General features: G+C 48.7%; 20 protein-coding genes. 10 read left to right on the top strand and 10 right to left on the bottom strand.

Annotated features, from left to right (window positions below; genetic code table 11):
* Positions 1-141 precede the first annotated feature (141 nt).
* Positions 142-4,035, bottom strand: a complete 3,894-nt coding sequence (gene purL, locus OC443_RS06010) for a phosphoribosylformylglycinamidine synthase (RefSeq protein ID WP_073579604.1) — start codon at positions 4,033-4,035, stop codon at positions 142-144.
* A 361-nt stretch (positions 4,036-4,396) separates the two neighbouring features.
* On the opposite strand from purL, the gene mltF reads away from it, so the two are divergent.
* On the top strand, positions 4,397-6,139 hold the full coding sequence (gene mltF / locus OC443_RS06005) for a membrane-bound lytic murein transglycosylase MltF (RefSeq protein WP_083601506.1): 1,743 nt from the start codon (positions 4,397-4,399) through the stop codon (positions 6,137-6,139).
* A gap of 417 nt (positions 6,140-6,556) precedes the next feature.
* On the opposite strand, the gene tadA is transcribed toward mltF, so the two are convergent.
* The gene (gene tadA, locus OC443_RS06000; protein WP_073579603.1) at positions 6,557-7,105 is read right to left on the bottom strand and encodes a tRNA adenosine(34) deaminase TadA; all 549 of its coding nucleotides are present in this window, start codon (positions 7,103-7,105) and stop codon (positions 6,557-6,559) included.
* A complete protein-coding gene (locus OC443_RS05995; RefSeq protein WP_073579602.1) occupies positions 7,105-7,989 on the bottom strand; it encodes a LysR family transcriptional regulator in 885 nt (294 codons plus the stop codon). Before OC443_RS05995 ends, tadA begins: the two co-directional genes overlap by 1 nt.
* Positions 7,990-8,100: 111 nt before the next feature.
* Between OC443_RS05995 and OC443_RS05990 the strand changes: the two genes are divergently transcribed.
* Complete coding sequence (locus OC443_RS05990) at positions 8,101-9,237, top strand: S-(hydroxymethyl)glutathione dehydrogenase/class III alcohol dehydrogenase (RefSeq protein WP_073579601.1); 1,137 nt, start codon at positions 8,101-8,103, stop codon at positions 9,235-9,237.
* 88 nt (positions 9,238-9,325) lie between these two features.
* Complete coding sequence (gene fghA, locus OC443_RS05985) at positions 9,326-10,174, top strand: S-formylglutathione hydrolase (protein ID WP_073579600.1); 849 nt, start codon at positions 9,326-9,328, stop codon at positions 10,172-10,174.
* A 40-nt stretch (positions 10,175-10,214) separates the two neighbouring features.
* On the opposite strand, the gene OC443_RS05980 is transcribed toward fghA, so the two are convergent.
* From OC443_RS05980 to dnaK, 6 genes are all read right to left on the bottom strand, one after another.
* On the bottom strand, positions 10,215-10,574 hold the full coding sequence (locus tag OC443_RS05980) for a type IV pilus modification PilV family protein (RefSeq protein WP_073579599.1): 360 nt from the start codon (positions 10,572-10,574) through the stop codon (positions 10,215-10,217).
* On the bottom strand, positions 10,564-11,811 hold the full coding sequence (locus tag OC443_RS05975) for a hypothetical protein (RefSeq protein ID WP_073579598.1): 1,248 nt from the start codon (positions 11,809-11,811) through the stop codon (positions 10,564-10,566). The genes OC443_RS05980 and OC443_RS05975 overlap by 11 nt, the downstream gene beginning before the upstream one ends.
* A complete protein-coding gene (locus tag OC443_RS05970) occupies positions 11,808-12,443 on the bottom strand; it encodes a hypothetical protein (protein ID WP_073579597.1) in 636 nt (211 codons plus the stop codon). Before OC443_RS05970 ends, OC443_RS05975 begins: the two co-directional genes overlap by 4 nt.
* Entirely contained in the window at positions 12,424-12,942 is a 519-nt protein-coding gene (locus OC443_RS05965) for a pilus assembly FimT family protein (RefSeq protein ID WP_073579596.1), read from the bottom strand. Before OC443_RS05965 ends, OC443_RS05970 begins: the two co-directional genes overlap by 20 nt.
* 214 nt (positions 12,943-13,156) lie before the next feature.
* Positions 13,157-14,305: a molecular chaperone DnaJ gene (dnaJ, locus tag OC443_RS05960; protein WP_073579595.1), complete on the bottom strand. Its 1,149-nt coding sequence runs from the start codon at positions 14,303-14,305 to the stop codon at positions 13,157-13,159.
* A 221-nt stretch (positions 14,306-14,526) separates the two neighbouring features.
* Positions 14,527-16,440 (bottom strand): molecular chaperone DnaK, encoded by a 1,914-nt coding sequence (dnaK, locus tag OC443_RS05955; RefSeq protein WP_073579594.1) that lies wholly within the window; start codon positions 16,438-16,440, stop codon positions 14,527-14,529.
* A gap of 487 nt (positions 16,441-16,927) precedes the next feature.
* On the opposite strand from dnaK, the gene OC443_RS05950 reads away from it, so the two are divergent.
* The 5 genes from OC443_RS05950 to OC443_RS05930 all read left to right on the top strand — a co-directional run bounded on the left by OC443_RS05950 (position 16,928) and on the right by OC443_RS05930 (position 22,304).
* Complete coding sequence (locus OC443_RS05950) at positions 16,928-17,857, top strand: TAXI family TRAP transporter solute-binding subunit (RefSeq protein WP_073579593.1); 930 nt, start codon at positions 16,928-16,930, stop codon at positions 17,855-17,857.
* Positions 17,858-17,978: 121 nt separating this feature from the next.
* A complete protein-coding gene (locus OC443_RS05945) occupies positions 17,979-19,883 on the top strand; it encodes a TRAP transporter permease (RefSeq protein ID WP_073579592.1) in 1,905 nt (634 codons plus the stop codon).
* 144 nt (positions 19,884-20,027) lie between these two features.
* Positions 20,028-20,717, top strand: a complete 690-nt coding sequence (locus tag OC443_RS05940) for a CDP-alcohol phosphatidyltransferase family protein (RefSeq protein ID WP_073579591.1) — start codon at positions 20,028-20,030, stop codon at positions 20,715-20,717.
* Positions 20,710-21,642, top strand: coding sequence for a phosphatidate cytidylyltransferase (locus tag OC443_RS05935; RefSeq protein ID WP_073579590.1), 933 nt, complete (start codon positions 20,710-20,712; stop codon positions 21,640-21,642). Before OC443_RS05940 ends, OC443_RS05935 begins: the two co-directional genes overlap by 8 nt.
* Positions 21,643-21,650: 8 nt before the next feature.
* A complete protein-coding gene (locus OC443_RS05930; RefSeq protein WP_073579589.1) occupies positions 21,651-22,304 on the top strand; it encodes a lysophospholipid acyltransferase family protein in 654 nt (217 codons plus the stop codon).
* A gap of 73 nt (positions 22,305-22,377) precedes the next feature.
* Here the strand turns inward: OC443_RS05930 and grpE are convergent, their stop codons facing one another.
* Positions 22,378-22,992 carry a nucleotide exchange factor GrpE gene (gene grpE, locus OC443_RS05925; protein ID WP_073579588.1) on the bottom strand — a complete coding sequence of 205 codons (615 nt, stop codon included), beginning with the start codon at positions 22,990-22,992 and terminating at the stop codon, positions 22,378-22,380.
* 134 nt (positions 22,993-23,126) lie between these two features.
* On the opposite strand from grpE, the gene nadK reads away from it, so the two are divergent.
* Positions 23,127-24,011, top strand: a complete 885-nt coding sequence (gene nadK, locus OC443_RS05920) for an NAD(+) kinase (RefSeq protein ID WP_073579587.1) — start codon at positions 23,127-23,129, stop codon at positions 24,009-24,011.
* A 111-nt stretch (positions 24,012-24,122) separates the two neighbouring features.
* Complete coding sequence (gene recN / locus OC443_RS05915) at positions 24,123-25,787, top strand: DNA repair protein RecN (protein ID WP_073579586.1); 1,665 nt, start codon at positions 24,123-24,125, stop codon at positions 25,785-25,787.
* The last annotated feature ends 9 nt before the right edge of the window (positions 25,788-25,796 follow it).

Genomic DNA, 25,796 nt, shown 5'->3' with positions numbered 1-25,796 from the left:
ATTGCATATAAATATACCGGCTGTAATGCTTCATGTCAAAATTTTCAAAAAGATGTTTCAAAAATTCAGAAGCATAAAAAAATCCCTCATCAATATGACAAGGGATTTTCAGAGATATTATGAATTAATCAGGTATTCAGATTAACCAATATGCTTGCGGGCATTTTGGAACATCCGCATCCAGGCACTGTTTTCACCCCAGTCATCCGGATGCCATGAGTTGGCAACTGTGCGGAAAACACGCTCAGGGTGAGGCATCATAATCGTGACTCTGCCGTCCGCTGTGGTCAGGCCGGTCACGGCATTTGGTGAACCATTCGGGTTATTCGGATACTGTTGCGTGGGTTGTCCCTGATGATCAACATAACGTACCGCAACAATACCGGACTGTTCAATCGCATCCAAATGCGCTGCATCTCTGACTTCCATCCGGCCTTCACCGTGTGATACCGCAATCGGCATCCGTGAACCGGCCATGCCGTTGAAGAATACCGAATCAGACGGCTGAACTTCCACCAGACTGAAACGGGCTTCAAAACGCTCTGATTCATTGCGTACAAAGCGCGGCCACAAGTCAGCCCCCGGAATCATCTCTTTCAGATTCGATAACATCTGACAGCCATTACAGACCCCGAGAGAGAAAGTACTCTGCCGCTCAAAGAAGGCTGCAAACTGCGCCCGGGCCTGCTCATTGAACAAAATCGATTTTGCCCAGCCTTCACCGGCACCCAGTACATCCCCGTAAGAGAAGCCGCCACAGGCAACCAGACCATTGAAACCATCCAGCACTGTCCGGCCGGATAAAATATCACTCATATGCACGTCAACTGCATCAAACCCGGCACGGTCAAAGGCAGCGGCCATTTCAACATGCGAGTTGACCCCCTGCTCACGCAAAACAGCCACCTGAGGTTTCGCACCTTTGGCAATGAACGGTGCGGCGATATCTTCCTGAACATCAAAGCTCAGGCTGACATTCAGCCCCGGATCCGCGTCATTTTTCTTCGCTTCAAATTCCTGTCGGGCACACTCAGGATTATCTCTCAGCGCCTGCATCTGATAGGTGGTTTCCGCCCAGACAGTACGTAACTCTGTGCGGGAACGGGATAACAGCGTTGTTTCACCCTGACGAATCACCAGCTGATCAGAGGCTTCCACCTGTCCGATCACGTGAGAACAGTCACCCAGACCATTCGCAGCCAGCGCCACCAGTACGGTATCCATATCGTCATTGCGCACCTGAATCACAGCACCCAGCTCTTCGTTAAACAACGCAGCCAGAGCATCTTCACCCAGAGCAGTAATATCAACATTCAGACCACAGTGTCCGGCAAATGCCATTTCCGCCAGTGTGACAAACAAGCCGCCATCACCTTTATCGTGATAAGCAATCAGATGGTCATCACGGACCAGCATCTGAATCGCATTAAAGAAACCTTTCAGCTGTTCAGCGCTGTCAACGTCCGCCGGCTTGTCACCTAACTGTTTATAAACCTGCGCCAGTGCTGTCGCACCAAGGCGGTTCTGACCATTGCCGAGGTCAATCGCAATCAGGCTGGTTTCTCCCCTGTCCGTGCGGAGCTGAGGTGTCACAGTTTTACGGATATCTTCCACACGGGCAAAAGCAGTAATAATCAGAGACAACGGCGAAGTGACTTCTTTCTGTTCACCCTGTTCTTCCCAGCGGGTCTTCATCGACATCGAGTCTTTACCCACAGGAATTGTCAGACCAAGCGCCGGACATAACTCTTCACCAACGGCTTTCACGGCTTCATACAAACCCGCATCTTCACCCGGGTGACCGGCCGGAGACATCCAGTTTGCAGACAGTTTGATATGTTTCAGATCGCCAATATCTGTTGCAGCAATATTGGTCAGTGACTCAGCAACAGCTAAACGTGCCGATGCAGCAAAATCAAGCAACGCAACCGGCGTCCGCTCACCCATCGACATCGCTTCACCATGATAGGTATCAAAGCTGGCAGCAGTCACTGCACAGTTTGCGACCGGCACCTGCCACGGACCAACCATCTGATCACGGGCAACCAGGCCGGTAACAGTCCGGTCACCAATGGTGATCAGGAATGTTTTTTCCGCCACTGCCGGCAAACGCAACACGCGGTCAACAGCTTCATTGAGTTCAATACCGCTGCGATCCAGTTCAACACCATTCACTTTCTGAGTCGTGGCATCGCGGTGCATTTTCGGTGGCTTACCCAGCAGGATATCCATTGGCATATCGATGGGCGTATTGTCAAAATGCGCATCATCCAGCGTCAGGTGATGTTCTTCCGTTGCTTCACCAACCACGGCATACGGTGCCCGTTCACGCTGACAGATAGCATCAAAAGTAGCCATATTTTCCGGCGCAACCGCCAGCACATAACGCTCCTGAGACTCATTACACCAAATCTCAAGCGGGCTCATTCCCGGCTCATCATTCGGGACATCACGCAGCTGGAAGCGGCCGCCACGGTCTCCATCGTTTACCAGCTCAGGCAATGCATTTGAAATACCACCCGCGCCGACATCGTGAATAAAGGCAATCGGGTTATGTTCACCAAGCTGCCAGCAGCGGTCAATGACTTCCTGACAGCGACGTTCCATCTCCGGGTTCTCACGCTGTACAGAAGCAAAATCCAGATCTTCAGCAGACTGACCGGACGCCATGGAAGACGCCGCACCGCCACCCAGACCAATATTCATTGCCGGGCCACCTAAAACAATCAGTTTGGCACCGACCGGAATTTCACCTTTCTGAATATGTTCTTCGCGGATGTTCCCCATACCACCGGCAATCATGATAGGTTTGTGATAACCACGCACTTCATCACCGGCATGAGAATGAACTTTCTCTTCATAAGTCCTGAAATAGCCAAGCAAATTCGGCCGGCCGAATTCATTATTAAATGCAGCACCACCTAACGGACCTTCCAGCATAATATCCAGCGCATTCACAATCCGTCCCGGTTTGCCAAAGTCGGTTTCCCATGGCTGTTCAAAATGAGGAATACGCAGGTTCGATACTGTAAAACCAACCAGCCCGGCTTTTGGCTTGCCGCCAATCCCGGTCGCACCTTCGTCACGGATTTCACCACCACTTCCGGTTGATGCGCCCGGCCACGGAGAAATGGCTGTCGGGTGGTTGTGGGTTTCAACTTTCATCAGAATATGTGCATCTTCCACATGATAACGATACTGGCTGTCCGCGGAATCCGGGAAGAAACGACCGGCAGGTGAACCTGTCATCACGGCGGCATTATCTTTGTAAGCAGACAACACGTAATCCGGCGTGGTTTCAAAGGTATTCTTAATCATTTTGAACAATGATTTATCCTGACGCACGCCATCGATCGTCCAGTCCGCATTAAATATTTTATGACGGCAGTGCTCAGAGTTTGCCTGGGCAAACATCATCAGTTCAATATCATTCGGATTACGACCCAGCCGGGTAAAGCTCTCAACCAGATAATCAATTTCATCATCTGCCAGTGCCAGCCCCAATGCTGTGTTTGCCGATTCCAGCGCCTGACGGCCGCCACCCAGAATATCGACCGCTGTCATCGGTGCCGGTTCTGCAACGGTAAACAGTGCTGCTGCCTGATTCATTTCGGCAAAGACCGTTTCCATCATCCGATCATGGAGCAATCCGTTCAGCAGATTTAACTGTGCTTCGTTCAGCTCCGCTGAAGATTCAATATAATAGGCCGTTCCGCGCTCAAGACGTTTGACCTTATCCAGACCGCAGTTATGCGCGATATCAGTCGACTTGGAAGACCATGGAGAAATTGTTCCGGGGCGGGGTGTGACTAAAAGCAATAAGCCTTCCGGCTGATGCTCTTCAATCGTCGGGCCATAAGTCAGTAGTTTTTCTAACTTATCAACATCCTGATCATCCAGGCTGGCTGTCAGGTCAGCAAAGTGCATAAATTCAGCATAAATACCGGTGACAGGCAAATGATGTTCACGACATTGTTCAAGAAGCTTACTTACCCGAAATTCAGAAAGTGCCGGGGAACCACGGAAAATTCTCATATGCTTAAGTCTCTGTTGCAGTTGGTTGAGTAATAAAATTGGAATAAATTCAGTGAATTAACTATAGTTTCACTCAATTTACACCAATTTCACCTCTGTGATGCGAGCGCATTATAAATGAATTAGTTCTGTGATGTAACAACCAACGCAACCGTTTGCGTCATTTTTTTACAGTTTATACCATCAAATCATCTGTCGAGACCGCTCCCGGGTTGTCCGGGTCTCAAATTTAATGCCGTTTATTTTGTGATTCAGGCGATTTACCCAAAGATTCCGGCAATCAAAAGTTGCCATTCACCGGGGCTCTGATATAAAGGACGAAATGTTTTAAGATAGATTTATGAAAAAAGACAAGCCGTCCATGACCCGATTTTTCCGCCATACCACTCGGTTGATCATCCTGTGGTTTACCTGCGTTGCCCTGTTGAGTGGCTGTCAGATCGATTCAAAACCCAAAAGTGAACTGGATCAAATCAAGCAAAGAGGCGTACTTCGCGTCGGTACCGTGAATAATGGGTTGTCCTATTTTATCGGCCCGGACGGCCCTTCCGGGCTGGACTATGAACTGGTCAGGGAATTTGCCAGTGAGTTAGGTGTAAAGCTCGAGGTCAAACCCGTCTACCGGATTTCATCACTGTTTCCTGCGCTCAAGCGGGGAGAAATTGACATGATTGCTGCCGGGCAAAGTCAGACCAAAGAGCGGATTAGCCAGTTCCGCCCCGGTCCGGTTTATTATTATGTCAGCCAGCAGGTCGTATATCGTCAGGGACAATGGAAACCACGTAATCTCAAACAAATCATCCGCAAACAAAACGATCCTGACGCCACGGAGCCACAAAAATACCTGCTCAGCGTTGTCGATGATTCTCACTTTGAACAAACCCTGCGCCAGCTGAAGGAAAAAAATCCGGATTTACGCTATCAGGTGGAAGCCAATTCAGATATTCATGATTTATTGAAACAGGTATCGGAGGGGTCGCTTGCTTTTACCATCGCCGATTCGATTGAGATTTCTCTGGCCCAGCGGGTTTATCCGGAGCTGGCGACCGCATTTGAAGTGACTGATGATCAGCCGGTTTCCTGGTTTATCCGCCGTTCCGATGATGAAAGTCTGTATGCGCTGATGATTGAATTCTTCGGTAAACAGAAACAGGCCGGACTGATTTCTTCACTGGAAGAGAAGTATATCGGCCATGTCGGTACGTTTGACTACGTGGATACACGGGCATTTCTCAGAGCCATTGATAACCGCCTGCCAAAATGGTCGCCGATGTTTAAAAAATATGCGGAAGAGTTTGACTGGCGTCTGGTAGCGGCCCTGGCTTATCAGGAATCCCACTGGAATCCGAGAGCTAAATCACCGACCGGCGTGCGGGGCATGATGATGCTGACCTTACCTACAGCCAAATCCGTCGGTATAAAAAACCGCCTGAATGCAGAACAATCGATTAAAGGTGGCGTCAAATATCTGCGAAAACTGGTCAACCGGATTCCGGATTCTATTCCGGTCCATGAAAAAATATGGTTCGCGCTGGCATCATACAATATGGGCTTCGGACACATGATGGACGCCCGTCGTCTGACCCGTTCTCAGGGCGGCGATCCCGATGCCTGGAGTGATGTTAAAGACAGACTGCCGCTGCTCAGAAAAAGAAAATATTTCAGCAAGACCCGTTACGGTTACGCCAGAGGGAATGAAGCGCTGACCTATGTCGAGAATATTCGCCGCTACTATCAAAGCCTGATTGGGCATCTGGACTCGAATGCCATTGCTGCAGGTGAGAATGGTGAAGAAACTGAGATCGATGATTTAGCCGTCATTCCGGCGCCGCCAATCGCTGAGCAGGCTGGCACTCCCAAGTCATCGACAGAACCGCAAGAGGTTACAGAAACGGTCAAAAAACCGACAACGGACGGTTCTGCTTCCAGCAAGCAACCCGTTCAGAATGAACCTGTTCAGGCACAACCTGCCGCAGAAAAGGCGGCAGCAAGACCGCAGAAAGCAGCGCCGGAAGCTCAGTCTGACCACAGTCAGTTGAACAGCAAAGATAATCAGACAGAAGAAAAACAGGCATTGCCTGTGACTAAGCCAGAAAAAAATTAATACCAATCTGCCCGTTATCTCTTGATTTTTTCCCATTTTGTCCATAAATAAAAGATGAGTCCGGAATTTCCGGATTCATCTTCCGGTCATAAAACACGTGAACAATAAGCCCAATTACAAAAGGTTCCTGCTTTGAGTCAGACATATGTCTGCGTGATTCAGATAAGGAACACAGGAGGATTCTGTTTATGCTAAAAAGACGTATACAATCAAAACATCTGTGGAGAATCACCTCAACAGTCCGCCGTAAAAGAAAACTGGCGAATAACAAAAATAAGGTTTTCGACCGCCACCGGACGTTTATCAATCATCTGTCACCCTGAAGCCCTTTCATTCCGGGAATATATTATCCCGGGTTATATTGATTCTCAGAAATAAAACTACCCCGGCTTGCAGAAGTATCGTTGGTAAGCGTTGCTATGACTCTGAACGATTTTTCTTTTGTGCTTTTATTTCTTTACGCCGGCGCTTAAAAAACTGCTGTAACTGTTGTCGGCAGTCTGATTCAAGCAGCCCTTTTTCAATCACTGCGTAATGATAGACGCCCTCACCTTCAAATAAATTCATCACGGTGCCTGCCGCACCGGTCTTCAGATCCGATGCACCATATACAATTCGCTGAACCCGGCTGTGAAGTAAGGCACCGGCACACATCGGGCAGGGTTCCAGCGTGACATAAAGCGTTGTTCCCGGCAGACGATAATTCTCCAGCGCATGGCCTGCTTTTCTTAACACCTGAATTTCAGCGTGTGCCGTCGCATCATGGGAACCCACAGACTGATTCCACCCCTCTGCAATAATCTGCCCGTCTTTCACCAGTACCGCACCCACAGGTACTTCACCTTCATTTTCAGCCAAAGCAGCCAGCTCAATCGCCCGGCGCATAAAGCATTCGTCCTGCGCAGAAAATACAGATTGCTCTTGTTCCAAAACCGTGACTCTTTCTCTATGTGATCCGGCCGCCATTATAAAGCCTGCGCTGGCTGTAAGCGACTATATAAGTAATCAATCAGCAAGCGGACTTTGGGTGACAAATAGCGGTTCTGCGGATAAAGCGCCCAGACGCCTTCCCGATCATCCCGGTAAACGCTTAATACTTCGATCAATTCACCGGATGTTAAAGCAGAAGAGACATAGTAGTCCGGCAGCTGAATCAATCCCATTCCCCGAAGTGCCGCACTCAGCAGAACGACCCCGCTGTTACAGCGCAGAGTGCCGTGAATCCCCGGTGACCGGAGCATGTGGTTGTCTTTGAATCGCCAGTAATCATTCGTGCCAAGTAAACACTGATGCCCCGCCAGCTCCTTAAGCGTGTGGGGTGCACCATACTTTTCCAGGTACGCAGGGCTGGCACAAACATATAGTTTCCGGGAGCATAACTTGCGTGCTTTCAGACTGGAATCTGCTAAAACACCCAGCCGGATTGCCAGATCAATCCCCTGCTCAATCAGATCTAAACGTTGATTGGTCAGGTTCAGTTCAAGCTCCAGCTGAGGATACTGTTCCAGAAAATCCTGCATAATCGGGGCAATGATTCTTTCCCCATATGTTACAGGCACCGTCACCCGGAGACGTCCGGCCGGAACCTGCTGCATTCTTGTGACACTCAGCTCTGCCTGTTCCAGCCCTTCCACCAACGGTTTACACTGCTGATAATAAATCTGCCCCGCTTCTGTCAGTGACACCTGCCGGGTTGTCCGCTGCAACAACCGGACTGCCAGCCGGGACTCCAGCGCAGCAACCCTGCGGCTGATATTCGCCACAGAGGTTGATAACCTTGCAGCAGCCAGCGTAAAGCTTTCAGCTTCAGCAACGGCAATAAACTCAGCCACACCTTCCCAGTTTGCCATATTGATTATTACTCATTTGTAAAAGTTATTATCTTTTTTACGCCATTATCAAATATAAGAAAAGAACTATACTCAGTTTTACGCAGTAAAACATAAACAGAGGAAGCTACAATGTCGGAGCCCGAATTCATTAAATCCCGTGCTGCTGTCGCATGGGGACCGAAACAGCCACTCACGATTGAAGAAGTGGACGTCATGTTACCCAAAGCCGGTGAAGTGCTGGTCAGAATTGTTGCATCGGGCGTCTGCCATACTGATGCATTTACCCTGTCCGGTGAAGACCCGGAAGGTGTGTTCCCTTCCATACTGGGTCATGAAGGCGGCGGCATTGTAGAAAGAGTTGGCGAAGGCGTCACCAGTGTTGCCGTGGGTGATCATGTCATTCCGCTGTACACCGCAGAATGCGGGGAGTGTAAGTTTTGTAAATCCGGAAAAACGAATCTGTGTCAGGCCGTACGTGAAACGCAGGGCAAGGGACTCATGCCGGACGGTACCACCCGTTTTTATAAAGATGGCAAACCCATTTATCACTACATGGGTTGTTCAACATTCTCTGAATACACCGTCCTGCCGGAAATCTCACTGGCGAAAGTCAACCCGGTCGCGCCACTGGAAGAAGTCTGCCTGCTGGGTTGTGGGGTCACCACTGGCATGGGCGCGGTGATGAATACAGCCAAAGTACAGCAAGGCGATACCGTTGCTATTTTCGGGCTGGGTGGCATCGGGTTATCGGCTATTATCGGTGCACGAATGGCAGGCGCCAGCCGGATCATCGGCGTTGATATTAATGAAAAGAAATTCGAGCTGGCAAAACAGCTCGGTGCGACTGAATGTATCAATCCGCAGCATTACGACAAACCAATTCAGGAAGTGATTGTTGACATGACAGACGGTGGTGTTGATTTTTCTTTTGAATGTATCGGAAATGTCAACGTGATGCGTTCAGCACTGGAATGTTGTCATAAAGGCTGGGGGGAATCAGTGATTATTGGTGTTGCCGGTGCCGGACAGGAAATCTCGACCCGTCCGTTTCAGCTGGTCACCGGGCGTGTATGGCGCGGCAGTGCATTTGGCGGGGTAAAAGGCCGCTCTCAGTTACCGGGAATAGTGGAACAGTATCTGGCAGGAGAGTTCGGGCTTCAGGAGTTCATTACTCATACGATGCCACTGGATAAGATTAATGATGCGTTTGATTTGATGCATGCCGGTGAAAGTATCCGTTCAGTCATTCACTTTAAAGGTGACTGATATCAAATCAGAATCACCGCAGACAAAAAGCTTTTTATGAGTTCGTTTTCCTGCTGTCACAACAGGCAGCAGGACACAAGGAGTGACCATGTTAGAACAAGTCAGTCAGTCAAAAGTCTTTGGCGGATGGCAAAAACAATATACCCATACATCCTCAACACTGAATTGCACCATGCGTTTCGCAATTTTTTTACCGCCCGGCGCATCTCAGCAGAACCCGGTGCCGGTACTGTACTGGCTTTCCGGACTGACCTGTACCGATGAAAATTTTATGCAGAAAGCCGGTGCATTCAAAAAAGCAGCTGAATGCGGTATCGCGATTGTTGCACCAGATACCAGCCCGCGGGGTGAGCAGGTGCCGGATGATCCACAAGGTCAATATGATTTAGGCCACGGGGCCGGTTTTTATCTGGATGCCGTCCGCCTGCCGTGGGATCAACACTATTCGATGTATTCCTATGTCGTCAAAGAGCTGCCCAAACTGATAGAAACACACTTTCCGGTGACATCCGTGCGTTCAATCTCCGGTCACAGCATGGGCGGGCATGGGGCGCTGACCATCGGCATTAAACATAGTGACGACTACCGCTCTGTCTCTGCATTCAGTCCGATATGTCATCCTGGTGCATGTCCGTGGGGGCAAAAGGCATTCCGGGCTTATCTTGGTGAAAACCGCGGCTTGTGGCTGGACTATGATGCCGTTGAATTGTTCAAAACCCGTGCCTGTACCGTGCCGGTTCTGATTGATCAGGGCGAAGCCGATCCTTTCCTTGAGGAGCAGTTGAAGCCAGAGGACTTATTGGCTGTGATAAACAAACAGCACCCCAATTTTCACTACCGGAGCCATCCCGGTTATGATCACAGCTATTACTTCATCCAGAGTTTTATCGGTCAGCATCTGGAATTTCACGCAAAATATCTATACCCGGAAGACTGAAAAAATTGCTGCAAAAATGAACCCGAAAGGTCAACAGACCTTAGTGTACAATCCGGCTGGAAAGGCTTATCTGATGTGTTTTTCCCCTGAGATCGTCCCATGAAACGGTGACAAGAACCAACCAAAGTCCATCCATCTGGTCTGCCGGCTGTTCAACAATGACCACCTGGTACCGTTCATCAGCAACGTTTGCCGCTTCAGCCTCCTCAGCCGGCCTGCCAGCATGAATGTCTTCAAGACAAGTCCGGGCAATTGCGAGTGCATGCGTCCTATGACTGATTTCATCATCCTGAAAAATAATCAGTTGCCGGACCTGAAATATTCCGACAATGCCGACACTGGTAATCAAGAAAGCAACCATCACTTCAATCAGTCCAAAGCCATTAAGCTTATTCCACATACCAGCTTCCCGACATCCAGGCCACGGGTTTGATCAGGCTCAAAGGCCGGAGCATCAGATCACGGGCATAGCGGGTATCCAGAACACCATCAATAACTGCATACCGGGCGGGCGTATCAAGATATAAACCACCCAACGGGAAAAAGCTGCCGGACTGAAAATAACTGAGCTGAGTGAGCGGCATATTATATCTTGCTATCACAGGTTGCAGAGATTCATACAAAGGACTGTCTGGCCATCCGGTGAATTTCATGGATTGATGAGACGGCGTCATCAACTGAATCATCGTGCCGCGGAAATGCCGATCACTGTTCACCGCCAGAGCGCCGTCACGAATTACCAGAATGATGCCATCCTCAGCAAACGTCATTTGAATTGCCTGGTTAATCCGGAAGATATCATCATCTGACAGAAAACATCCGCCATCGATCCACACAATCAGATCACCCTGCTGAATGTCACGCAAAATCTGCCGGGCACAGTGTTCATTCCAGACTACCGGATGAGCTGAAGGCACATGGTGACTTTTATTTGCGATCTTCTCCCATTCTTTCCGGGGAATGCCAAATAAGTCTTTGAAAGGATTGAGCGTTGAATCATGCTGATAATCCTGCCCCGCATGGGATTGGTCTCCATCCAGCGTCCGGTGATTTGCCTGGCATAACTGTTCCCCTGATTCCGGAAAGTCCCGATAGGGCTTTTGTGACAAATCTTGTGGGTGATATGTCGATACAGACGGCGCCTGAAAACTATCCCGGTAGCGCAAAACCACACAAGGCCAGTGATGCTCCGCATCCATTTCTCCCGGATCTGGCATAAAACGGGCGGGCTCTGTCATGATCAGCCGGGAAGACGATTTAATCACACCAGAAGATGCCGGCAATGGCAGCCGGAAACGTTGCTCAAGGCTCACATCCTGATTCTGTACCCGAATGAGACGAACCCGCTGGCCCGAAACGGTCAGGGAATCTCCGGATTCAAGACAGGATTCACCATCAGTAATCAAGCCATGAGATAACACAATCTGACGCCATAAACAGGCAAGCTCACCTTCCGCCCGCCAGAAGGACTGAGCCCTGTGAATTTGATGTTGGATCTCAGAAGCATGCTGCTTTACCCGCTGATAAGGCCGCATCATCAGCATCAGCGCAACAGCCATAATCGCCATAACAACCAGCAAAGTCACAAAACCATCGGATTTCTCCGGAACGCCTGCCGGAACATGCCACTTTCTCACAATGCGTTCCTCTCCGTCAGCGAAAAACCAACCGATTCATGGATCGATGGCATACGGACTAAAGAGACACCCAGTAAGACCGAGACCTGTTGATATTCTGTTTTCATTTTCCGCACTGAGCTGGCTGATATATGAAATTCATCAACCTGTATCCGCTTCGGATCAAAAACTGAGAAACAGGGGGACTGCCGGTCTGACTGTGCCACCTCAGCCATCGTTACAGGCGATGCCGAGTACTTCTCACAAAGCAGCAAGCGGGACACCGGCTCCGATGACGACAATTTATAAACGACCTGTCTGAACTGTCCGGCACCTGAAGATGAAAGCCGGTAAACATAACCGATTTGATCCGCCCCGGCAGAAACAGAAACGACATGGTCTGCCTGACGGAATACAGCACTGTTGCCGGTATTGATGTTGTACCCGGCACGCCGCATGTCATTTCTGATCATCTGAAGCACAGTCACCAGTTGTCGCTGTAAATAAACCCGGCGGCTCAGGCGTTGTGTATTCTTCAGTTGAGTTGCCACGATTTGCGCCAGAGACAGAATCAGTAAACTACTGAGGAACAGGGTCACAATCACCTCCGGCAACGTCATCCCCGATACGGGCTTAACACGCAGAAAAACCATAATGCACCTCCCCGACACCACAGGTACGTACACGTCCGGCACCATATGAAATCAAGACTTTGACCATTTGCTCCGGAGACTGACGCAGAAAAAACTGAAGATAACCGTTGGCTCCCGGCCGGCCCGTCAGGTGATCAATTCTGATTTGTTGCGTGGTAAGTCCGGACATCAGAACAACATCCGGATAATAGGATCCGGTGATCTCCCGGATAATATCCTGTGGTGAAAACTGTTTATTGCGATGTAATATCACCCGCCATATCCGGCGTTTATTCCCTGTTTCAGAAGTACGGATATCAATCCATAAAGGTTTACCGGCAGAAAGTGCTAAGGATTTCGCCGACAAAATAATGCCTTCAGCTTCACTGACAGCATTTTTTATTTCTTCAGTCATCATCCGGGAGTGATACTGCGGAACGGCAATTGCCAGTAACACGCTGAACAGTGTGATCGTCAGCATAACCTCCAGCAGGGAGAAACCACATATTATCCGATTCATAAAATATTCCTTGCCTCTATCCGGGAATATTTTAAATCGTGCCGTTCAACGAAAAGGATGAAGATAGTATGAGAGATTGCGAGACACATTCAAAACGAAGCAATGTAGCTTGATCATATCGCTTTGACCATGTCGCTTACTGAAGAATCGCAGCGCATAAAAAAAGACCTGCCGGAGCAGATCTTTTTCAGTCATTCTGGTTAAAACAAGCGACTTAACTGGTCAAATCATCAAAGAACTTTTTTACACCACTGAAGAAGCCCTCAGATTTGGGTTTATGCTTGCTTGCCGCTTCACCGCCACAGGAATCTTCAAATTCACGCAGCAATTCTTTTTGATGCGCACTCAGGTTAACCGGTGTTTCAACAACCAGTCTGACAATTAAATCGCCAATACCGCCACCGCGAACACCTTTGACACCTTTTCCGCGCATCCGGAACATTCTGCCGGTTTGCGTTTCTTCAGGCACCTTGAGGTTAACCCGTCCGTCCAGTGTTGGCACTTCAACCTCACCACCAAGGGCTGCCATACTGAAGCTGACCGGGACTTCACAATACAGATTGTTCCCTTCCCGCTCGAAGATATGGTGCTCTTTCACATGAACCTGAACATATAAATCACCGGCTGGTGCGCCCATTTCCCCGGCTTCACCTTCACCGGATAAGCGGATGCGATCTCCGGTATCCACACCTGCCGGAATTTTCACATTCAGAGTTTTGCTCTTCTGTTTCCGGCCCTGACCATGACATTCCCGGCAAGGATCTTTAATAATCTTGCCCTTACCATGACAGGTGGGACACGTTTGCTGAACGGCAAAGAAGCCCTGACGCATCTGAACCTGACCATGACCATGACAGGTCGGGCAAGTTTCTGCGGATGTACCTTTCTTCGCACCTGAACCATTACAGCTGTCACAGTGAACCAGTGTCGGGACTTCGATTTCACGCGAACAACCGCGAACCGCTTCTTCCAGTGTCAGTTCCATATTGTAGCGAAGGTCAGCACCACGCTGCGCTCTTGCCTGACCACCACCACGGCGACCACCACCGAAAATATCACCAAAAACATCACCAAAGATGTCGCCGAAGTCAGCACTGCCGCCGCCAAAGCCGCCACCGCCGCCAAAACCACCACCCTGTTCGAATGCTGCATGGCCATACTGGTCGTAAGCTGCTTTTTTCTGAGGATCAGTTAACACCTCATACGCTTCTTTTACTTCTTTGAATTTTTCGGCGGCGCTATCATCATCCGGATTCCGATCCGGGTGATACTTCATCGCCAGACGCTTATAGGCTTTTTTTACATCGCGCTCTGAAGCATCACGGCTCACGCCCAACACTTCGTAAAAATCACGTTTTGACATGTTCTTTGTCACCAGTTATTACAACAAACGACTCACTCGCCGCCTGAAGGGGTATCGATATAGCTCATGTTCCACATCAGCTTCAGGGCTGATTCAACCCGATAAAACATGACCTAAATCGACAAATAAGTTACAAACATACGGGCGTAAGAGTTCCCCCAAACGCCCGTATCATCCCAGAAAAAGGTCTGAAAGTTATCCGTAAACTATGGGTTCACCGATTACTTTTTCTCATCGTTCACTTCTTCAAACTCGGCATCAACGACGTCATCGTCAGCAGATTGCTGTTGCTCTGCACCACCTTCACCCTGTTGTGCCTGAGCCTGTTGCTGTGCAATCTCCATCAGTTTTTGAGAAGCAGTCATCAGCGCCTGTATCTTCGCGTCAATTTCTGCTTTGTCTTCACCGCGTTTTGCAGTTTCAACGTCACTGATTGCCGCTTCAATCTTCTCTTTCTCATCCGCAGGAAGTGCATCACCAGCTTCTTCAATTTGTTTACGCGTTGCGTGAACCATCTGGTCAGCCTGGTTACGGGCAGAAGCTAATTCTTCAAACTTCTTATCCGCTTCTTTGTTTGCTTCCGCTTCCTGAACCATTTTCTCGATATCGTCATCACTCAGACCACCAGAAGCCTGAATCGTGATGTTCTGCTCTTTACCTGTCTGCTTATCTTTCGCAGAAACATGCAGGATTCCATCCGCATCAAGGTCAAATGTCACTTCAATTTGTGGCATGCCGCGTGGTGCAGCCTGAATGCCTTCAAGGTTGAACTGACCAAGAGATTTGTTATAAGTCGCTTGCTTACGTTCACCCTGCAGAACATGAATTGTTACGGCACTCTGGTTATCTTCTGCGGTTGAGAAAACCTGATTCGCTTTGGTTGGAATCGTGGTGTTTTTCTCAATCAGTTTGGTCATCACACCGCCCATGGTTTCAATACCCAGAGACAGCGGCGTTACATCCAGCAGTAAGACGTCTTTCACGTCACCAGCCAGAACACCACCCTGTACCGCAGCACCAACAGCAACTGCTTCATCCGGGTTCACATCTTTACGGGCTTCTTTGCCGAAGAACTCAGCAACTTTTTGCTGAACCATTGGCATACGGGTCTGACCACCTACCAGAATTACGTCAGTGACTTCATTCACAGACAGATCAGAGTCAGCCAGTGCAACTTTCATTGGTTCAAGAGAACGTTGAACCAGATCTTCAACCAGTGACTCCAGCTTCGCACGTGTCACTTTGATGTTCATGTGCTTCGGACCAGTCGCATCTGCAGTAATGTATGGCAGATTCACGTCAGTCTGTTGTGCAGAAGACAGTTCAATTTTTGCTTTCTCAGCAGCTTCTTTCAGGCGCTGCATTGCCAGCGGGTCATTCTTCAGGTTAATACCCTGTTCTTTATTGAACTCATCAACCAGATAGTTGATCATGCGGTTATCGAAATCTTCACCACCTAAATGCGTGTCACCATTCGTTGCAAGTACTTCGAATGTTTTTTCACCTTCAACATCATCAATTTCGATAATTGAGATATCAAATGTACCACCACCAAGGTCGTACACAGCAATTACACGGTCGCCACCGTTTTTATCCAGGCCATAAGCCAGTGCAGCAGCTGTAGGTTCGTTGATAATACGTTTTACTTCAAGACCTGCAATACGACCAGCATCTTTAGTTGCCTGACGTTGTGCGTCATTAAAGTAAGCAGGAACAGTGATCACTGCACCAGTCACTTCTTCACCTAAGAAGTCTTCTGCTGTCTTCTTCATTTTCTTAAGGACTTCAGCAGAAACCTGTGGTGCAGCCAGCTTGTCACCTTTGACTTCAACCCACGCATCACCATTATCGGCTTTCGCGATTTTGTAAGGCATGATAGAAATATCACGCTGAACTTCTTCGTCTTCAAAACGACGGCCAATAAGACGCTTAATAGCAAATAGCGTGTTTTCCGGGTTGGTAACTGCTTGACGTTTTGCAGGTTGCCCAACCAGTGTTTCACCATCTGTATACGCAATTACAGAAGGCGTCGTACGTTCACCTTCAGCGTTCTCAATTACACGAGGTGCATCACCATCCAGTACAGCAACACAAGAGTTTGTAGTACCTAAGTCAATACCAATGATTTTACCCATCAGGCTATCTCCGAATAAATTCTGTTGTCGTTTTGCAATATCCCGAAATATGGGGACAAAGAACAGGATTTCAACCTGTTCCTGCTACTAAAAGCAAAGTTTGCTTTCTCTATGCCCCATAGATAAGGGCGGAAAAAACCTTTTCAAGGGAAAAAATAAAAAAAATCGACATTCAATGAATATCTGACATTGATATGCATGTTTTTTAACCAGCTCTCATATTGTCAATTCCACATCGTTTCGAAACTTTCTAACACTGGTCATTTTCAGGCACAACGACTATAATGAAGACCCTCACAAAAATAAACCATATAAATCATACATTTAAGCTATAACTCATTCACTCAGCGACCCGAAAATGAATGAAAGGAGATCCGGTTTAACCAACCCGAAACACCGGAAATCATTCAAACCGGATTGCAATAAACCTCTGACAGGACGGGTCATCACAGCGTCGTGAATGATAAAAAGGACCAGGGAGTATCTTATGTACAAGGCCGTAAAAAAAATACTTTTCATTCTGGGGCTGGGAATGGCAATCCCGGCAGTTGCAGCAAATTACACCATAGGCACAGGAAGTCAGAGCGGTACCTATTATCCGCTGGGAGGAACGCTGGCTAAAATCTGGAGTGACAATATTCCGGGATTTAATATGCGGGCAGAGGTGACTGCCGCATCAGTTGAAAACATCATCAAAGTTGCCACTAAAAAACAGCTGGTTGGTATTGCGATGGGCAATGTGGCTCAAAAAGCCTGGGACGGCAATAAACCTTTCCCGCGTCAAATGCCGACAGAAGTTCTGTTTGCACTCTATCCGAATGTTGTGCAGTTTATCGTTCCGGCTGACTCGAACATCCACACTGTTGAAGACTTAAAAGGAAAGAAAGTCTCTTTAGGTGCACCGGGCTCCGGTACCCGGGTCAGCTCTGTCAATATTCTGAACGCATTGGGCATTTCTGAAAAAGATATCCGCCCGCAGTCACTGAATTACACCGCAACCACCAGTGCTATTGCCAATGGCCAGATTGATGCCGGTGTGATTGTCGGCAGTCTGGGGGTTGGTGCAATCACAGAGCTGGCTCTGACCCGCAATATCCGGATTTTGTCTTTTTCTGAACAGGATCTGAAGAAGATTCAGGCGGCAAATCCATCCTACCAGCCGTTAAAAGCACCACAGGGCAGCTATAAAAACGTACCGGCATTTACCGCCCCGGCGGTCTGGAACGTACTTGTCGTTAATAAAAAAATGGACAAGGAAATGGCATATAAGCTGACAAAAATTGCTTTCGAAAATATCGGTAAAATACGTCAGGCCATTGGTGTCGCTAAATTTATGACCGTCGACAACATGACCCGTCTCAGCGGCGTTCCGCTTCATCCTGGCGCACAGCAATACTACAAAGAACATCACCAGTAAGCGTTTATCTCTCCGCTCCGGAGATTCATAACGATCTACGGCTGCGACAATACCTGTGAGGTTACCCCCATAAGGTATTGTCGCTGCTGCTCCGTTTTTCAATGAAGAGAGAATACTGTTTATGACACAAATCACTTCCGCTCAGGAGAAGATGGCGAACCTGCTCACTTATGTGGTGAGTACGATTGCTGTGCTGCTGACAATCTTTCAGATCTGGCAGGGCATCACGGCCAGTCTCTCTGCCACAATATTTCGTCCGGCTCACCTGAGCTGGGTATTGGTCCTGATTTTTCTCGCTTTCCCGCTGGCAAGACCCGATCATCCGCCGCTCAGGTATTTTGTTGCCAGAGGGATTGATATCCTGCTGGTCTGTGCAACCTGCTGGGCTGCCAGCCAAATTATCACCTTCGATTATGACGATATCAGCTTCCTGCTTGATGGTCTGCAAATGCAGGATCAGATTGCCGGCATATTGATGATGTTGCTTCTGCTTGAGGCAACCCGCCGCTGTGTCGGCATGGTTATGGTCGCCGTTGCCGTCATCTTTCTGGTCTATGCACTGTTTGGAGATGCCTTGCCCGGCTCAATCGCCAGTAAAGGCTTTTCGCTGGAAGAAATGGTCCGTTTTCATATCTATTCCACCAACGGCGTCTTTGGCGCACCACTGGCAATTGCTGCCGGTGTTGTATTTATCTTTGTGCTTTTCGGGGCATTCTTACAGGTTACCGGCGCCGGACAATTCTTTATCGACAGTGCTTTTGCCATTGCCGGTAAATCCAGAGGCGGCCCGGCCAAAGCCAGCGTACTGGCTTCCGCTGCACTGGGGTCGATTTCCGGCTCTGCGATTGCCAACACAGTAACAACCGGCTCCCTGACGATTCCGATGATGAAAAAACTTGGCTATCGCGGTGAACAGGCTGCCGGAATTGAAGCGGCCGCTTCAACAGGCGGGCAAATCATGCCGCCGGTTATGGGCGCCGGCGCCTTTGTGATGGCTCAGTTCACCGGTATTCCTTACAGCGAAATCATTCTGGTGTCGATTGCCCCCGCAATTCTTTACTTTGGCTGTACGCTGTTATACGTCCATTTGATGGCCTGCAAACTCAACCTGCAGGGAATGACTGAAACAGAAAAAATCGGCAAAATCATCAAACAAGGCTGGCACTTCCTGCTGCCACTGGTATTGATTACTATCCTGCTGGTGATGAGTTATTCTCCGATCCTGGTCGGTATCGCCGGATGTGTGGCCGTGCTGGTCGCTGCGATGGCCGGAAAAAATACCCGCATTAAATTCAGTCAGATCATTGAAGGAATGAAAGAAGGTGCGATTCTTGCCCTGCCGATTTCTATCGCCTGTGCCACGGCCGGTATTGTGGTTGGTGTTGTGGGTCAAACCGGTATCGGGCTGCAGTTTACCCAGTTTCTGACGTCACTCTCCGGCGGCCATCTGTGGTCAGCACTGCTGTTTATTGCAATTGCTGCGGTCATTCTGGGCATGGGATTGCCGGTGACAGCCGCTTATATCGTGTTATCAGTGATGGCCGTACCGGCCCTGATGGATTTAGGCATTCCGATGCTGACCGCACACATGATTGTCTTCTGGCTGTCTCAGACTTCCAACGTCACACCACCAATTGCGCTGGCTGCTTTTGCCGGAGCGGGTATTGCCAATGCATCACCGATGCGCTCTGCCGTACAGGCATTTAAACTGGCACAGGGATTCTTTTTAATCCCGGCGATGATGGCATTTTCCGGTTTAATCTGGACGCAGCAGGAATCGGTATTCGCCTTTATTGAATCAATCCTGGCCTGTATCGCGCTGATTGTCGCTTTTGCCGGAGGCATCGAAGGTTATCTGTTCAACCGGTTGTCTAAAATTCAGCAATTGCTGTTTCTGCTACTTGCAGTCACTACCCTGCTGCTGCCGAATCCATACCGGATTGTCAGCATGGCGGTGATTTTGTGCTGGGTTATATTTGAGTGGAAAAAGAGCCGCACACAGGTCACAGCAGGCAGTCGTTTATAAATAACTTCCCTTCAGTTCAGACAGAGTGGAGCCCCACTCTGTCACTTTTCACATATTAAGCGGACATAATATACAAGTCTGGATATATACACCCGGGTCATATAACATCAAATACTCTGTTTTTTATTGATCTACTGAGGCTTTATGCAACATCAACCGGAGGACAACCGCAGACCGCTTGCTGTCCGGAATACCGCTGTTTCCCGTAAAATTGCAGTCTGGCTCAGCCAGAAAAATATCACACCCAATCAAATTTCTCTGGCAAGTATCGCATTCGCAATAGCCGGATTTGCCATACTCGCCGTTTATCATTACTGGTCAGCCCCTCTGTTATTAATGGCTGCCGCTGGCTGCATTCAGCTTCGCCTGCTGTGTAACCTGTTTGATGGCATGGTTGCTGTTGAAGGCGGAAAGAAAACACCGGCAGGAGAACTCTATAACGATATACCGGACCGGGTTGCAGACCCGGTGTTTATTCTGGCAGCCGGATTGACGACTCAGTCTCCGGCAGGAATGACACTGGCATGGGGATGTGCACTGCTGGCAGTGATGACTGCTTATATCAGAGTTCTGGGTGTCAGTATGCAATGTCCGGCAGATTTCCGCGGACCAATGGCAAAACAGCACCGGATGGCATTACTGACCGGAGTCCTGTTACTGCTCATGGTTCACCGCCTCACAAACTGGTTGCCAGCGTTCTTTGATTACACCATGGATGCAGCACTTGCGATCATGTTGAGCGGATGCCTGATCACAATATGGCGCAGAACAGCCGGAATTTATCGCACTAAACAACGTCAGGCAGATATCAGTGAGCGTGCACACCATGATTAATATTCCGGCGCATTCTCTTTATCTCATCGGTGCCATTTTTTCGGTATTAATCTTTGGTTCACTCATCTGTTTCTGGTTATCCCGCCGCTATCCTGACCGGGATTATCTGGAGCTAAAGCTGCGTATCCGCTCATGGTGGTGGATGATTGGGATTGTTTGCTTTGCTCTGGCATTACCAACGCATTACACCTTATTTTTTGTCGGTTTCCTCAGCTTTATGGCTTTGAAAGAGTTTCTTTCAATTGTTCCGACCCGAATGGCTGACCGCAGGGTTATCTTCTGGGCTTATCTTGCCATCCCGTTCCAGTATTATTGGCTGGCAACCGGGTGGTACGGGATGTTCATCATTTTTATCCCGGTCTACATCTTTTTGTATTTGCCAATGGTGATGGTGCTGACAGGCGACACCAAAGGTTTTATCCGCTCTGCCGGCGTGATTCACTGGGCACTCATGCTGACGGTCTTTTGTATAAGCCATATGGCATACCTGCTTGTCCTGCCCGGCAAGAATCCGGATGCTGGTTCTATGGGAGTGCTGCTCTTTCTGCTGGTTTTTACCCAGTTCAATGATGTTTGTCAGTATGTCTGGGGGAAATGCTTCGGCAAACATAAAATTGTGCCGAAAGTCAGTCCGAATAAAACCTGGCAAGGCTTTATTGGTGGCGTGTTGACTATTTCCACGATTGCTTTCTTTGCCGCCCCTTATCTGACTCCGCTGACCTCCGTTCAGGGGCTGGGCGCAGGGGTGATTATTGCACTAAGTGGCTTTATCGGCGATTTGGTCATTTCATCGGTTAAACGAGATTTACAGATTAAGGACACCGGCCGGTTAATTCCCGGACATGGTGGTATTCTTGACCGGATAGACAGCCTGATGTTTACCGCACCGCTGTTTTTTCATTACATTTATTATCTTCATTACTGAGGCCGGAAATGCCATATCTGTTCAAAATACTGTTTGTCCTGCTGATCATTAAACCACTGGTTTTTATCGGACTGGGGCTGAATATCATTCAACGCCGACATCTGCCGGAGAAAGGTCCGGCGATTATTGCTGCCAATCATAACAGCCATCTGGATACATTGGTTTTACTGGCACTCTTTCCGCTGCGAATGGTACATAAAGTCCGGCCGGTTGCAGCGGCCGACTACTTTCTGGCAAACCCTGTGATTGCGTGGCTATCCCTGAATATCATCGGGATTATTCCCATCCGTCGCTCGGTGAAAAAAGCTGACAGAGACAACATCTTTTCAGCATGCCACCAGGCACTTGATAAAGGTCATATTCTGATTATTTTTCCGGAGGGCAGCCGCGGCAAGCCAGAAGAAACTGGCCAGATTAAAAAAGGGATTTATCATTTATCTCAGGCCCGTCAGGATTGCCGGGTCATTCCTGTCGTCATGCGTGGACTGGGGCGAACGCTTCCTAAAGGCACGGCCAGACTGGTACCGTTTAACTGTGATGTTGTTATCGGTGAACCGCTTTGCCGGTTCGAAAGTGCCGGTGACTTCGTTAAGACCATGACAGAAACCTATCAGGCACTGGCTGAGCACTGTATTACTCAGACTGAAGAACCGGATGAGTAAAGACCGGTCAGGTGCCTGATCAAAAGAGCCCCGCACAAAACGCGGGGCTCTTTAAAAGCGGCTGCAAGTCCGGTTACTTGGAGACCATGACCATCGCCGGACGAATCACGCGACCATTCAGCTCATAGCCCTTCTGCATCACAAACATCACTGTGTTCGGCTCATGATCAGCACTTTCCTGAATTGACATCGCCTGATGTAACTCAGGGTTGAACTGTTCGCCTTCAGGATTAATCGGCTTCAGGCCAAACTTACCAATCGTGTCAACAAACGTTTTATAGGTCAGTTCAATCCCTTCAAGCAGAGGTTTCACTGTTTCATGTTCCGCATCCGCCGCCTGAATGGCACGTTCCAGATTATCGACAACCGGCAGCAACTCTTCAGCAAAACGACCCAGTGCATATTTACGCGCTTTCTCAATTTCCTGCTCGCTCCGGCGACGCATGTTTTCAACTTCTGCTTTCGAGCGCAAAACGGCATCCTGCTGCTCTTTTAGTTTGGTTTCACTGGCAAGAAGCGCAGCTTCCAGCTGAGCGATTTTAGATTCCTGCTCTTCAGCCTCTGGTGCTTCGCTCTCATTCCACTCGATATCAGCTTCACCACCGATGACTTCAGCCTCGGTTTGATCCTGCGCTACCGGCTCCTGCTGCAAATCTTCTTCTTTGACTTTATTCTCTTCGTTGCTCATGATATCTCCAGAGTTTCATGATCCTGTATTGATGCCTGAACATTCAATACATTAAAAATTCGTACAAAAGTATAACTTGCCTTTATTATGGGGATGAAGATTTCCGATTCAAGCCTAATTCGTATGGAAACATTATGAAAAAATCGTTCAATGTGATTGCTATCGTTGGTAAACCCCGGGATCAGGTCGCAATTCAGACCCACCGGGAGCTGTATCTTTGGCTGACAGAGCTGGGATACTCAGTTTTCATTGACGATCGCCTTCAGACGATTCTTGCCGATATTCCTCAGTCCTGCTTTCAACCACTGGTCAAACTCGGTAAAGATGCTGATTTGGCGATAGTGGTTGGCGGAGACGGCAACATGTTAGGAGCAGCCCGGGTTTTATCCCGCTTTGACATCAAAGTGATCGGCGTGAATCGCGGCAATCTCGGATTCCTGACCGACCTGAGCCCTGATGATTTTCACGACCGGCTGCTCGAAGTGTTAGAAGGAAAATATCTCGAGGAACAGCGCTTTCTGCTTGAAACTGAAATCCACCGCCATGGCCAGGTCAAAAGCAGGAACTCAGCCCTGAACGAAGCTGTACTGCACCCCGGAAAAATTGCCCACATGATAGAATTTGAAGTGCATATTGATAATCTGCTGGCTTTTTCCCAACGCTCTGACGGCCTGATCATCTCCACGCCAACCGGTTCAACCGCTTATTCGCTCTCTGGCGGCGGCCCGATTATGTCACCCAACCTGAACGCAATCTCACTGGTTCCGATGTTTCCGCATACCCTGTCGGCAAGGCCACTGGTCGTTGACAGCCACTGTCATATCAAGCTTCAGCTTTCACCGGATAACAGAGGTACGCAGGAAATCAGCTGTGACGGTCAGGTGTCTCTGCCTGTCACTCCCGGTGATGAAGTTCATATCTACAGAAGCCCGCAGACACTGCATCTGATTCACCCGGAAAACTATAACTATTACCACGTGTTACGTAAAAAACTCGGCTGGTCCAGCAAGTTGTTCTGAAAAAGAACCGGCAAGATTGATTAAAATTAAAACACCGAATGACTTTACTGTATAAAGAAACAGTATATACTGTTTCTTTATACAGTATTGGTAAAACATACAGGTGTGAAAATGTTGGCTCACTTAAGTGTAAATAACTTTGCTATCGTTAAATCGTTACAACTTGAACTGTCTCAGGGGATGACCACCATCACAGGAGAAACAGGCGCAGGTAAATCGATCGCAATCGATGCGCTTGGATTATGTCTCGGAGGCCGGGCTGAAGCTGGCATGGTCCGCCCCGGTGAAGACAAAGCCGATGTCAGTGCCGCTTTCATTCTTGATGACAACATTCATGCAAGCCGCTGGCTGGAAGATAATGATCTGCTGGACAACAATGAATGTATTCTCCGGCGGACCATCACCAAAGAAGGCCGTTCCCGCGCTTTCATCAACGGCAACCCGGTGCCGGTTTCCCAACTTAAAAACCTGGGTCAGCATCTGATTAATATCCACGGCCAGCACGCCCATCAGCACCTGATGAAAAATGAACATCAGCTCATCATGCTGGACCAGTACGCCGGGCATCATGATCGTCTGAAAAAGACCCGGACAACCTACCAAAACTGGCGTCAGGCCAGAAATGAACTGGAGCAGTTAAAAGCGAATACCCAGCAAAATCAGGCTCAGTTACAATTACTCGATTACCAAATCAAAGAGCTGGATGAACTGGCTCTGGGTGAAGAAGAATTCACTGAACTGGAACTGGAGCACAAACGCTTAACCAACAGTGGCGAACTGGTCACAAACTGCCAGCAGGCAATTGATTGCTTGTATGAGAGCGATGAAGTCAATGCGGTCAGCCTGCTGCAAAGTGTCAACAATAACTTAATTCAGCTCTCGGAGCTGGATGAAAAACTGGTGGAACTGCCTGCCATGCTGGCTGAAGCCATGATACAGCTGGAAGAGATGAACAGTGAACTTCGTCAATACCTGGATAACATTGACGTTGACCCGGCACAGCTGGCCTATATTGAAGAGCGTTATTCCAAAGTTATGTCGCTGGCGCGCAAACATCATGTTTTGCCGGAAGAATTATATCAACATCATCAAGCGCTGTTGCAACAGCGTAACCAGCTTGACTGTTCAGATGAAAGGCTTCAGGAAATAGAAGCAGCCGTCAATCAGAAATATCAGTCATTTACTGCTCAGGCAGAAAAGCTTCATCAATCCCGTTGCCGCTATGCCAAAGAGTTAGATAAACTGATCAGCCAGAGTATGCATGAACTCAGCATGGAGAAGGCCCGTTTTCATATTGAAGTCAGCTATGACGAAAATCATCCGTCTCCCCTTGGCTTTGATCACATCACGTTTGAAGTATCGACCAACCCCGGTCAGCCACTTCAACCTATCTCAAAAGTTGCATCGGGCGGTGAACTTTCCAGAATCTCACTGGCAATTCAGGTCATTACCGCACAGAAAGTAGAAACCCCAAGCCTGATCTTCGATGAAGTGGATGTCGGTATCAGCGGGCCAACAGCAGCGGTTGTCGGCAAGATGCTGCGTCAGTTAGGTACATCAACCCAGGTGTTGTGTGTCACTCACCTGCCGCAGGTTGCCGGATGTGGTCATCAGCAGTTGTTTGTTGCCAAACAAAGTAAAGGCGGAAAAACAGAAACGCAGATGATGACACTCGATCATCACCAGCGTATCGAAGAACTTGCCCGCCTGTTAGGCGGTAGTCAGATCACAGAAACCACATTAGCCAATGCGAAAGAACTCTTAATTGCGGCTTAAATTGATGCG

This window comes from Vibrio quintilis (assembly GCF_024529975.1).
Taxonomy (GTDB): Bacteria; Pseudomonadota; Gammaproteobacteria; order Enterobacterales; family Vibrionaceae; genus Vibrio; species Vibrio quintilis.
The sequence above is the reverse complement of the archived record's forward strand: the minus strand, read 5'-3'. Positions and strand labels throughout refer to the sequence as shown.

Coding starts and splice junctions, on each gene's coding strand:
- purL (WP_073579604.1), bottom strand. CDS start 4,035: ATGAGAATTTTCCGTGGTTCCCCGGCACTTTCTGAATTTCGGGTAAGT.
- mltF (WP_083601506.1), top strand. CDS start 4,397: ATGACCCGATTTTTCCGCCATACCACTCGGTTGATCATCCTGTGGTTT.
- tadA (WP_073579603.1), bottom strand. CDS start 7,105: ATGGCGGCCGGATCACATAGAGAAAGAGTCACGGTTTTGGAACAAGAG.
- OC443_RS05995 (WP_073579602.1), bottom strand. CDS start 7,989: ATGGCAAACTGGGAAGGTGTGGCTGAGTTTATTGCCGTTGCTGAAGCT.
- OC443_RS05990 (WP_073579601.1), top strand. CDS start 8,101: ATGTCGGAGCCCGAATTCATTAAATCCCGTGCTGCTGTCGCATGGGGA.
- fghA (WP_073579600.1), top strand. CDS start 9,326: ATGTTAGAACAAGTCAGTCAGTCAAAAGTCTTTGGCGGATGGCAAAAA.
- OC443_RS05980 (WP_073579599.1), bottom strand. CDS start 10,574: ATGTGGAATAAGCTTAATGGCTTTGGACTGATTGAAGTGATGGTTGCT.
- OC443_RS05970 (WP_073579597.1), bottom strand. CDS start 12,443: ATGGTTTTTCTGCGTGTTAAGCCCGTATCGGGGATGACGTTGCCGGAG.
- OC443_RS05965 (WP_073579596.1), bottom strand. CDS start 12,942: ATGAATCGGATAATATGTGGTTTCTCCCTGCTGGAGGTTATGCTGACG.
- dnaJ (WP_073579595.1), bottom strand. CDS start 14,305: ATGTCAAAACGTGATTTTTACGAAGTGTTGGGCGTGAGCCGTGATGCT.
- dnaK (WP_073579594.1), bottom strand. CDS start 16,440: ATGGGTAAAATCATTGGTATTGACTTAGGTACTACAAACTCTTGTGTT.
- OC443_RS05950 (WP_073579593.1), top strand. CDS start 16,928: ATGTACAAGGCCGTAAAAAAAATACTTTTCATTCTGGGGCTGGGAATG.
- OC443_RS05945 (WP_073579592.1), top strand. CDS start 17,979: ATGACACAAATCACTTCCGCTCAGGAGAAGATGGCGAACCTGCTCACT.
- OC443_RS05940 (WP_073579591.1), top strand. CDS start 20,028: ATGCAACATCAACCGGAGGACAACCGCAGACCGCTTGCTGTCCGGAAT.
- OC443_RS05935 (WP_073579590.1), top strand. CDS start 20,710: ATGATTAATATTCCGGCGCATTCTCTTTATCTCATCGGTGCCATTTTT.
- OC443_RS05930 (WP_073579589.1), top strand. CDS start 21,651: ATGCCATATCTGTTCAAAATACTGTTTGTCCTGCTGATCATTAAACCA.
- grpE (WP_073579588.1), bottom strand. CDS start 22,992: ATGAGCAACGAAGAGAATAAAGTCAAAGAAGAAGATTTGCAGCAGGAG.
- nadK (WP_073579587.1), top strand. CDS start 23,127: ATGAAAAAATCGTTCAATGTGATTGCTATCGTTGGTAAACCCCGGGAT.
- recN (WP_073579586.1), top strand. CDS start 24,123: ATGTTGGCTCACTTAAGTGTAAATAACTTTGCTATCGTTAAATCGTTA.